Origin of the sequence: Thiohalophilus sp. (genome assembly GCF_031581315.1) — a bacterium.
Classification (GTDB): Bacteria; Pseudomonadota; Gammaproteobacteria; order UBA6429; family Thiohalophilaceae; genus Thiohalophilus.
Genome location: NZ_JAVLAZ010000080.1, coordinates 1 through 11020 on the forward strand (window position 1 = coordinate 1; position 11020 = coordinate 11020).

9 protein-coding genes are annotated in these 11020 nt (G+C 59.9%); 6 read left to right on the forward strand and 3 right to left on the reverse strand.

The window, feature by feature from the left end:
- The 3 genes from RI563_RS10705 to cutA form a co-directional block, all read right to left on the reverse strand.
- The coding region (locus RI563_RS10705) for a TlpA disulfide reductase family protein (RefSeq protein WP_310694374.1) at positions 1-527 on the reverse strand (527 nt) is incomplete at its 3' end.
- 74 nt (positions 528-601) lie between these two features.
- The gene (locus RI563_RS10710; protein WP_310694375.1) at positions 602-2836 is read right to left on the reverse strand and encodes a protein-disulfide reductase DsbD; all 2235 of its coding nucleotides are present in this window, start codon (positions 2834-2836) and stop codon (positions 602-604) included.
- Between the two features lie 2 nt (positions 2837-2838).
- Positions 2839-3162 (reverse strand): divalent-cation tolerance protein CutA, encoded by a 324-nt coding sequence (cutA, locus tag RI563_RS10715; protein WP_310694376.1) that lies wholly within the window; start codon positions 3160-3162, stop codon positions 2839-2841.
- Between the two features lie 91 nt (positions 3163-3253).
- On the opposite strand from cutA, the gene RI563_RS10720 reads away from it, so the two are divergent.
- From RI563_RS10720 to RI563_RS10745, 6 genes are all read left to right on the forward strand, one after another.
- Positions 3254-3700: an FxsA family protein gene (locus tag RI563_RS10720; RefSeq protein ID WP_310694377.1), complete on the forward strand. Its 447-nt coding sequence runs from the start codon at positions 3254-3256 to the stop codon at positions 3698-3700.
- Positions 3701-3886: 186 nt separating this feature from the next.
- Positions 3887-4177 (forward strand): co-chaperone GroES, encoded by a 291-nt coding sequence (gene groES, locus RI563_RS10725; RefSeq protein WP_310694378.1) that lies wholly within the window; start codon positions 3887-3889, stop codon positions 4175-4177.
- 62 nt (positions 4178-4239) lie between these two features.
- Entirely contained in the window at positions 4240-5895 is a 1656-nt protein-coding gene (groL, locus tag RI563_RS10730) for a chaperonin GroEL (protein WP_310694379.1), read from the forward strand.
- 585 nt (positions 5896-6480) lie between these two features.
- On the forward strand, positions 6481-9390 hold the full coding sequence (gene glnE / locus RI563_RS10735) for a bifunctional [glutamate--ammonia ligase]-adenylyl-L-tyrosine phosphorylase/[glutamate--ammonia-ligase] adenylyltransferase (RefSeq protein WP_411293576.1): 2910 nt from the start codon (positions 6481-6483) through the stop codon (positions 9388-9390).
- Between the two features lie 364 nt (positions 9391-9754).
- Complete coding sequence (locus RI563_RS10740; protein ID WP_310694381.1) at positions 9755-10678, forward strand: branched-chain amino acid transaminase; 924 nt, start codon at positions 9755-9757, stop codon at positions 10676-10678.
- A gap of 96 nt (positions 10679-10774) precedes the next feature.
- Entirely contained in the window at positions 10775-10954 is a 180-nt protein-coding gene (locus RI563_RS10745) for a zinc-finger domain-containing protein (protein ID WP_411293577.1), read from the forward strand.
- The last annotated feature ends 66 nt before the right edge of the window (positions 10955-11020 follow it).

Sequence of the window (11020 nt, forward strand, 5' to 3'; positions counted from 1 at the left end):
TCGGCGTCTTCGAAGGTCAGTTCGTTGCGATGGGTTTCGGTGATCTTGCCGTCGCGGTCGACGATGACGGTGTAGGGCAACACGCCCATGCGGTTGCCGTAGTCTTTGGAGAGGGCAATGCCGTCCTTGTCACCGATCAGGATCGGGTAGTTGACGCCCATGGGGTCGACGAAGTCCCTGGCATTTTGCTCGGTGTCGATGGCGATGCCGATGATGGTAAAGCCCTGATCGCCGTATTTATCCTGTAATTCAATAAAGGCGGGAATCTCGCGGCGGCAGGGCGGGCACCAGGTGGCCCAGAAGTTAATCATCAGCACGTCACCGTCCCATTCGCTGACGTGGCGCAAATTGCCCTGCAGATCCTGCAGGCCGAAATCGGGGCGGATTTCAGGCGGGCCGGCGGCATCGCTGCTTTGCGCAGTTGTTTGACTGTCCGGGCTGTCAAACAGCTTGTTGGCGTACATGCCGGCCAGCAGACTGATGACCGCCACGACGATGATCAATGCGATTAAGACTGAACGTTTCATACGGCTGTTCCGTTCGTTAAAGGTTAAATGAATTCATTCCGATATCCGGCCCGCCACCGGGGCGGGCCGGTTACCTAGAAGGACATCATGTTGAGATGGTTATGAAACTCATCGGCGTTCATGGCCCCGACCAGCCGCCGGCCGTGGCGTTCCTCGCCATCGGGGCCGAAGAACAGGATTGCCGGGGGCGCAACGAGATTGAAGCTGCGCAGTAACGCCTTGTCCTTGTCGTCGTTATCCGTCACGTCCGCCTTGAGCAGGACGAAGTTATCCAGTCGCTCGATGACCCGTTGATCGGTGAAGACATATTTCTCGTAATCCTTGCAGTAGATACACCAGTCGGCGTAGAAGTCGAGCATCACCGGCTTGCCGGCGGCTTTGGCCTGGGCCAGCTTGTTCTCGAAATCCTCGACGGTCTTGATCTTCTCGAACTGCAACGACTGCTGCTGAGCGCCGCCGCTCATGCCGGCGCCGGCAAAGACGCCATGCAGCGGCCGGAATTTGTCGTTGCTGCCGGCGCTGGCGCCGATCACCAGCAGGATGCCGTAGACCAGCACGATGATCCCCAGCCCCTTCCAGAGCCGGTGCCAGCCGGAGGTGTCGGCCGGTAGCGGTTCCAGGGCCTTCATATAGATACCCGAGATGATCAGCAGCGCGGCCCACAGCCACAGGGCGACAAAGTCGGGGATGATCCGTTCCAGCATCCAGATGGCGACGGCCAGCAGCAGCACACCGAAGATGGCCTTGACCGTATCCATCCAGCCGCCGGCGCGGGGCAGCAGCTTGCCCGCCGAGGTGCCGATGGCGATCAGCGGTAGTCCCATGCCCAGGCTGAGGGCGAACAGCGCCATGCCGCCGAGTACGGCGTCACCGGTCTGACCAATATAAATGAGCGCCCCGGCCAGCGGCGCGGCCACGCAGGGCCCGACGATCAGCGCGGAGAGAAAGCCCATGACGGCCACGCCGGTGAGGCTGCCACCCTTCTGACGGTTACTGACCTCGGAGAGCTTGCCCTGGATGGAGGCGGGCATTTGCAGTTCGTAGAAGCCGAACATGGATAATGACAGCAGGACGAACACGGCAGCAAAACTGCCCAGAATCCACGGATTCTGGAACGCGGCCTGCAGATTCTCGCCCAGCATCCCGGCAATGACCCCGGCGGCGGTATAGGTGAGCGCCATCGCCAGCACATAGACCGTCGACATGGTGAAGGCGCGTCCGGTGGTGATCTTGTCGCCCTGGCCGATGATGATACTGGAGAGGATCGGAATCATCGGGAACACGCAGGGCGTGAAGGCCAGCAGCAGACCGAAGCCGAAGAAGGTCAGGATGACCAGCAGCCCACCGGCTTGCAGCGAAGCGGCGATGGTGTCCTGCTCGGAGACAGGCTGTTGCTGGCCAGCGCTCTGCCCGGCCGGCTCGGGATCATCGGCCATGGCGAATTGATCGGTGGCGGCCAGTGTGACGGTCTCGCTCTTGCGAATCGGGGGGTAACAGATCCCGGTTTTTTCGGCACAGCCCTGGTAGACAAACGCCAGCTCAACCTCGCCGGCCTCGCCCCGGGTTCGTTCCAGGGGAATATCCACGACCAGGGTCTGTTCGCCCTCGAAGACCCGGATCTTGCCGAAGAACTCGTCTTCTTTTTCCTTGCCTTTGGGCAGCTCGACCTTGCCTACCCGGGCGTCGCCCTGCTTGACGGAAAATTCGAATTTATCGCGATACAGATAGTGGTCGGCCATGATTTGCCAGGTGGCCCGGACCGTGTTGGCGTCCATGATTTCGGTGTTGAAGGCAAAGGCCTGATCGGGATGGAGGACTTCATCGTCGCCCTGGTTCAGGCCCAGATCGTCATTCAGATCCTGCAGGGAGCGCTTGCCGTCCGTACCGGTTGTGGTGCCGGTGGCGGTCAGCTGCACGTTCTGGCGGTGCGGGGGATAACAGACGCCGACGTCGGCGCAGCCCTGGGAATGGGCGGTCAGGGTGAAATCACCGCTGCCGGATTCAATCGGAATGGTAACCGGCACGCTGCCGCGGTAGATTTCGACCTCGCCGAAGAACTCGTCGTCCTTGATCTTGCCGTCGGGCAACTGCGGTTCGCCCAGAGAGATATCGGGGTTGTCCACTTCAAAGCGGATCTTGCCGCGATACATATAATAGTTATCAGCCACATCCCAGCGGGCCTGGACAGTGCCATCGACAACCTCGGCCTGGAAGGCGAACGCCTTGTCCGGTTCCAGCAGCTCTTCTTCGGCAGCCACGGGGAAAACAAACAGAAATAACAGGCCGGCAAACAGTTTTTTCATCATCATTATTATTCCAGTGCGTTATCAATCCACTGCAGGTAATCCTGCAGTCCTCCATCCAGAGAGACCCTGAGAATTTCAGGAAGTTCATACGGATGGTGTTGCTGCAGGGTCTCTTCCAGCTGGCCGTAGCGGTCCTGCCGGGTCTTGATGATCAGCAACACTTCCCCGTCGCGCTCGACCTTGCCCTGCCATTCGTAGACCGATTCGAGCCCGGGGACAATATTGACGCAGGCCGCCAGGCGCTCCGCCACCAGCCGGTCGGCCAGTTGTCGCGCGGTGTCGGTATCGGGACAGGTGCATAGCACCAGGCACTGGGAAAGCTCGCTCATGCCGTGCAAGATAACAGCCCGTCGCACAGCTGGCAAAGCATCGACCTGTTACAATAGTACCGTATACACATGCTGATTAAGGACGCTGCCGTTGTTCCGTTTATTCCTGCTCTTGTTTATTGCCATCCCGCTGGTCGAAATTTATTTTCTCATCCAGATCGGCGAGGTGATTGGCGCCTGGCCGACGATTTTGCTGGTGGTGCTGACCGCGGTCATCGGGGTCGGTCTGCTGCGCTGGCAGGGCTTTTCCACCCTGATGCGCTTCCAGACGCAGCTGGCCCAGGGCCAGGTGCCGGCTATGCCGCTGTTCGAGGGGTTGCTGCTGGTGGTGGCGGGCGCACTGTTGCTGACCCCCGGGTTCGTCACCGATGCGGTGGGCTTCGTCTTACTGGTACCGCCCCTGCGCCAGGGACTGATCCGCTGGGCCATCCAGCGCGGTGTGATACGGACCGGCCCGCCGGGCAGCGGTCCCGGGGAGCCCCCCGGTGGCGGGCCGCGTACCATCGAGGGCGAATTTAAGCACCGGGATGACGACTGAGCCTTGAATTTTCCCACCATCACCCCATCAAGAGACTGGTCTTGACAGTACGGCCGTGACCGCTATGATTAGCACTCGTCGATGCCGAGTGCTAAAAGGCCGACTGATATTCCCGCCCGGACAGGGTTCTGTTCGGGCCAACTATTTGAAATCCAAGAAATCAATAACATTCAGGAGACACTGAGAATGAAAATCCGTCCTTTGCATGACCGCGTGATTATTCGTCGCATGGAAGAAGAACGTACCACGGCCGGCGGTATCGTCATTCCCGATTCCGCCACCGAAAAGCCAAGCCAGGGCGAAATAATCGCTGTGGGTAATGGCAAGATTCTGGACAACGGCGAGGTCCGCGCGCTGGACGTCAAAGTGGGTGACAAGGTGCTGTTCGGCAAGTATGCCGGCAACGAAGTCAAACTCGATGACGAGGAACTGCTCGTCATGCGTGAAGAAGACATTATGGGTGTGATTGAAGCCTGATACGGCGTTCAACCCGTCAACATCGTAAGCTTATCTATATTAAGAGATAGTGAGGAAAGAACATGAGTGCAAAAGAATTGAAATTTGGTGACGACGCCCGTCACAAAATGCTCAAAGGCGTGAACACCCTGGCCAATGCCGTCAAGGTTACCCTGGGCCCCAAAGGCCGCAATGTCGTGCTCGAGAAGAGCTTCGGCGCGCCGACCATCACCAAGGACGGCGTTTCCGTGGCCAAGGAAATCGAACTGACCGACAAGTTCGAAAACATGGGTGCGCAAATGGTCAAGGAAGTCTCTTCCCAGACCTCCGACGTTGCCGGTGACGGTACCACCACCGCGACCGTGCTGGCCCAGTCTATCCTGACCGAAGGCATGAAAGCGGTAGCCGCCGGCATGAACCCGATGGATCTCAAGCGCGGTATCGACAAAGGCACCACCGCAGCCGTTGAACAGCTGAAGAAGCTGTCCAACCCCTGCGCCGACGACAACGCCATTGCCCAGGTGGGCACCATCTCGGCCAATTCCGATGAGGAAGTCGGTGGCATCATCGCTCAGGCCATGGGCAAGGTCGGCAAGGAAGGCGTTATCACTGTCGAAGAAGGCACCGGTCTGGAGAACGAACTGGACGTGGTCGAAGGCATGCAGTTCGATCGCGGCTACCTGTCCCCTTACTTCGTTAACAATCAGCAGAACATGAGCGCCGAACTCGAAGAGCCCTACATCCTGCTGCACGACAAGAAGATCTCCAACATCCGCGAACTGCTGCCGGTTCTCGAAGGTGTTGCCAAGGCCGGCAAGCCGTTGCTGATCGTCGCCGAAGACATCGAAGGCGAGGCCCTGGCCACGCTGGTGATTAACAACATGCGCGGTATCGTCAAGGTTGCCGCCGTCAAGGCCCCCGGCTTTGGTGAGCGCCGCAAGGCCATGCTGCAGGACATCGCCGTTCTGACCGGTGGTACCGTGATCTCCGAAGAAGTCGGTCTGCAACTGGAAAAAGCCACCGTGGAAGATCTCGGTCAGGCCAAGAAGGTCGTTGTCTCCAAGGATGAAACCACCGTTATCGACGGTGCCGGTCCGCAGCACGACATCGAAGCCCGGGTCACCCAGATCCGCGCCCAGATCGAGGAAGCTTCCTCGGATTATGACAAGGAAAAACTGCAGGAACGCGTGGCCAAACTGGCCGGCGGTGTTGCGGTCATCAAGGTCGGTGCCGCGACCGAGATGGAAATGAAGGAGAAGAAAGCCCGTGTGGAAGACGCTCTGCACGCCACTCGTGCCGCGGTGGAAGAAGGCGTCGTACCCGGCGGTGGTGTGGCCCTGCTGCGCGCCCGTACCGGCATCGACAGCCTCAATGGTGACAACCACGATCAGGACGTTGGCATCAACATCCTGCGCCGCGCCATGGAAGAGCCCCTGCGTCAGATCGTGACCAACACCGGTTCCGAGGCCTCCGTGGTTTGCAACAAGGTGGAAGAAGGCAAGGGTAACTTCGGTTACAACGCCGCTACCGGTGAATACGGTGACATGATCAAAATGGGTATTCTGGACCCGACCAAGGTAACCCGTACTGCCCTGCAGAACGCCGCCTCGATCTCCGGCCTGATGATCACCACCGAAGCCATGATCGCCGACAAGCCCGACGAAGACGGCGGTGCCGGCGCCGGCGCAGCCGGTGGCATGGGCGACATGGGTATGGGCGGCATGGGCGGCATGATGTAGTCGCCCGGCCTGAAAGAGGCCGGAGATGAGCGTCTGCGGCGTTCGCCAAATGCTTCCGTTGCTCACTTACGTTTAATGTAAGCTCCGCTACGGGTCATTTGGCTGCCTTGCAGCCATCTCCTCTCCGTCCCTTTCAGCCCAGGCTTTGCTTGCCTTAACCCAGGCGCAACAAAAAGCCCCGCCAGTAATGGCGGGGCTTTTTTCATTTCTGATTGACGGTGGAATTAACGCGGAGGGTCGCTCTCGGCTTCCTGCCTCCCGCGACACTTGTACATCCCTGTACATCGCGCAGAGGCGCGGAGGCGCAGAGAAAAATTAATTGGTATTCGTTGACCAGCCAACAGTGGTTCAAGACTGATCGGATTCAGCAATGCCATGCAGCGTCATTCTGGAATTGCCGTTGCTGAAATTCATCCTGAATCAACGGCACACTGCAAAACGTAAAATAATATTTTTTAACTACTCTGCGACTCCGCGCCTCTGCGTCCTCCGCGATTTTTTTCCCAGTGCAGGAAACAAGAGAACTATTGTGGTTGTGACGGCAGGCGGTTTTGGTCATAGTATCCGGCACACCCACCCGATTTTTTGTTTATGAGCAGCAACGTCGATCAGGTTATTTCACAGTTACCCGGGCCGCTGGCCGATCAGGTCATGCACTGGTGGGAGGAGTTTGGCCCGAAGGCGGGCGATACCGTACTGGATGAGGCGGTCGCCGGGTCGCTGCCGACGGTCTGGGCGGCGAGTGAGTACGTGGCGCGTCAGTGTCTGCGTTATCCCGACGATTTTTCTGCCCTGCAGTCGCGGCTGTTGCAGTCGGCTGACCGCGAGCAATTCGCCGCGCAATGGGCGTCGGTGATCGCCCCGGTGGAGGATGAAGCGGGCCTGATGCACGTGCTGCGTCGTTTTCGTCAGCGCGAGATGGTGCGCATTCTGTGGCGGGACCTGGCCGGCTGGGCCGAGCTGGAGGAGACCTGCCGGGATCTGACCTATCTGGCGGAAACCTGTATTGACGGCGCGTTGGACTGGTTATACCCGCGCTTTTGCGATCAGTATGGCACGCCCTGTTATGAAGACGGCTCACCCATGAACCTGGTGGTGCTGGGCATGGGCAAGCTGGGTGCGTGGGAGCTGAATGTCTCCTCGGATATCGATCTCATCTTTACCTTTGCCGAGGAAGGCGAAACCCGTGGTGAGGGGCGCACCCTCAGCCACGGCGAGTTTTTTATCAAACTCGGACAGAAGCTGATTACCGTGCTGGATCAGCAGACCCCCGAAGGCTTCGTATTCCGGGTTGATATGCGTCTGCGCCCGTTCGGTGACGGGGGACCGCTCGTGACCAGCTTCGATGCCCTGGAGACCTATTACCAGGCGCACGGTCGTGAGTGGGAACGCTATGCCATGATCAAGGCACGCGTGGTAGCCGGTGATCAGGCGGCTGGCAAGGAACTGATGGACATGCTGCATCCATTCGTCTATCGCCGCTATCTTGATTACGGTGCCTACGAATCCCTGCGCGACATGAAGGGCATGATCGCCAAGCAGGTTAAACGCAAGGGACTGGAGCAGAATGTGAAGCTCGGGCTGGGCGGCATTCGCGAGATCGAGTTTATCGCCCAGGTGTTTCAGTTGATCCGCGGCGGCCGGGATCCGGCCTTGCAGGAACGGCGGGTGCTCATGGTGTTGCCCCTGCTGCAGAAAATGGACGTCCTGCCCGAGTTTGTGGTCCGCGAACTGGAAGCCGGTTATCGCTTCCTGCGCGATGTGGAGCATCGCCTGCAGGGGGTACTGGATCAGCAAACCCATGACCTGCCCGATGACGAGTACCCGCGCCTGCGACTGGCCTGGAGCATGGGCTTTGACAACTGGCAATCGTTTTACGGCGAGCTGGAACATCATCGCCAACACGTGCATAACCATTTCGAGCAGGTCTTCGCGGCACCGCAGAACGTCGAGGAGGACAATGAAAATATCTTCTACGATCTGTGGTACGCCAATCTGGATGAGGAACAGGCCACCCATGCGCTGGAAGAGGCCGGTTACCAGAAGCCTGCCGCGATCCTGTCGCGCGTGACCGATTTACAGGGCGGCCGGCTTTACCAGTCGTTGAGCACCAACGGCAAAAGCCGGCTGGATCGGTTGATGCCGTTGCTGCTCGGGGCTGCCGCGCAGGCGGACGATCCCGATATGACCTTCGAGCGGGTGCTCGAGATCGTGCGGACCATTGCCCGGCGCAGCGTCTACCTGGCCCTGCTGGTGGAAAACCCGCTGGTGCTCTCCCAGCTGGTCAAACTTTGCCAGGCCAGCCCCTGGTTGTCGCGGTATCTGTCGCGTTATCCGCTGCTGCTCGACGAGTTGATGGACGTGCGCAGCCTCTATGCGCCGCCGGCCAAACCCGAGCTGGCCGCGGAACTGGCAAGCGAGCTGGCCCAGCTCGAAGCCGACGATCACGAGCAGGCGATGGAAGCGCTGCGCCACTTCAAACACACCAACGTGCTGCGCGTGGTGGCGGCGGATGTCTCGGACGTGCTGCCGCTGATGAAAGTGAGCGATCACCTCTCCTGGATTGCCGAGGTGATCCTCGAAGAAGCCCTGCAGCAGGCCTGGCGGCATCTGAGCGAGCGCCACGGCCAGCCGGTTGCCAGCCGCCAAAGCGGCGAGAAGGCTTTTGCGGTGATCGCCTACGGCAAGCTGGGCGGTTTCGAGCTGGGTTACGGCTCGGATCTGGATCTGGTGTTTTTGCATGCCAGCGAGGATCAGAACGAGATGACCGACGGCCCCCAGCCGCTGGCGGTGCCGGTGTTCTATGCCCGGCTCGGCCAGCGACTGATTCATATTCTCACCACCCATACCCCGGCCGGCGTGCTCTACGATGCCGATCTGCGCCTGCGCCCCGACGGCGCTTCGGGCATGCTGGTCAGCAACCTCGCTTCCTTTGAAGGCTATCAACTCAACAAGGCCTGGTTGTGGGAACACCAGGCCCTGGTGCGGGCCCGCGGTGTGGCCGGCGATCACGACATCATCGACCGCTTTGGCAAGGTGCGCCAGACCGTCCTCGGACGGGAACGGGATCTGGACCAACTGCGTGCTGAAGTCGTCAAGATGCGCCAGCGCATGCGCACCGAGCTGACCAAAAAAGAGCCCGGCTGCGTGGATCTGAAACAGGGCCAGGGCGGTATGGTCGATATCGAATTTCTGGTCCAGTACTTTGTGCTCGGCTACGCCCGCCAGTATCCCGACCTGCTGACCTGGACCGACAACATTCGCATCCTCGACACCCTGGCCGACACCGGCCTGCTGGACGCGACCGACACCGAACAGCTCAAGGAAGCCTACCGCGCCTACCGCGGCCAGGCCCATCGCATGGCGCTGCAGGAGCAGAAGACCCTGGCCCCGAAAGGTGAGTTTGATGAGCACCTGGCGCTGGTGAAACGGATCTGGGATCAGGTGCTGGGCCCTGCCCCTGTCGGGGAGGGACGAGGGGCGAGGGACGAGTGACAAAGCCCTCCGGGCAGGGACGAGGACCAAGTGCCGAGTGACGAGGCGGGTTTGCTTGGGCTGATATACTATCATCCCACCCTGGCCGTTATTCCGGGCTTCCCTGCCTCCACCTTCCGGACCAGCCTTCGGCCGATCAAATCCGTTTTCGACGGACTTGTGCCTGGAAGGGGAGGGAATCTGCTGACAGCAAAGATCCGTTTCCCCTCCCACAGGGAGGGGTCAGGGGGAGGGGATATAAAAAACCTCGTCACTCGTCCCTCGTACCTCGTCCCTTTTCTAGAACGACAAACCCGCTGATTTCGCTTAGAATAAGCCTCTTTGGCGATTTTTACTGAATTTACGGATTGAGGAGTGGCGTGGTATGTCGATGGCCGAGCGTGACGGTGTCATCTGGTTCGATGGTGAAATGGTGCCCTGGCGCGAGGCGCAGGTGCATGTGCTGACCCATACGCTGCATTACGGCATGGGGGTTTTCGAGGGGCTGCGCGCCTACAAGGCGGAGCAGGGCACGGCCATTTTCCGCCTGCAGGAGCATACCGACCGGCTGTTTCGCTCCGCCCACATCCTCAACATGAAGATCCGTTTCGACAAGCAGACCCTCAACGATGCCCAGCTGGCGGTGGTGCGCGAGAATGGCCTGGAGTCGGCCTATATTCGCCCGATGTGTTTCTACGGTGCCGAGGGCATGGGGCTGCGTGCCGATAATCTGCAGGTCCACACCATTGTCGCCGCCTGGGAGTGGGGCTCCTACCTGGGTGCCGAGGGGATGGAGAAAGGCATTCGCATTCGCACTTCCTCGTTCACCCGCCATCATGTCAACGTCACCATGTGCCGGGCCAAGGCCAACGGCAACTATATGAATTCGATGATGGCGCTGCAGGAAGCGGTGCGCGACGGCTACGACGAGGCGCTGCTGCTGGATGTGGACGGCTTCGTGACCGAGGGCAGCGGCGAGAACTTTTTCCTGGTGCGCAACGGCGTGATCTACACCCCCGAGCTGACCTCGGCGCTGGAGGGGATCACCCGCGATACCTTGTTGCACCTGGCGCGGGATCTGGGTTACGAGGTGCGCGAAAAGCGTATCACCCGCGACGAGGTGTACGTGGCCGACGAGGCCTTCTTTACCGGCAGCGCCGCCGAGGTCACGCCCATTCGCGAACTGGACGGCCGGCCCATCGGCTCGGGCGTGCGCGGGCCGGTCACCGAGCAGTTGCAGAGCCACTATTTTGATCTGGTCCACGGTCGTGTCGACAAGTACACGGACTGGCTGGCCTACGTAAAATAAAATAATAATCTGCACAGCAGGCAACAGGAGGCAAAGGCAGTGAACCAGAAATCGACCCCCAAATCGGGCCAGAACTCACCGGCGGCCCGCAAACCGGTGCAGGCCAACGCGGCCAGCCGCTACGAAGTGACCCGCGCGGAACTGCCGCTGCACTGCCCGATGGATGACATGACCCTGTGGAATTCCCATCCCCGGGTCTATCTGCCCATCGAAGAGCAGGGCGGCGAAGCCAAGTGCCCCTATTGCGGCGCGGTCTACATACTCAAGGATCTGTAAACGCCGCGCATGACGGCGAGTCGCTGATGAAACTGCAACTTCCCCAGTTTGAACAGGCCCGGGTGC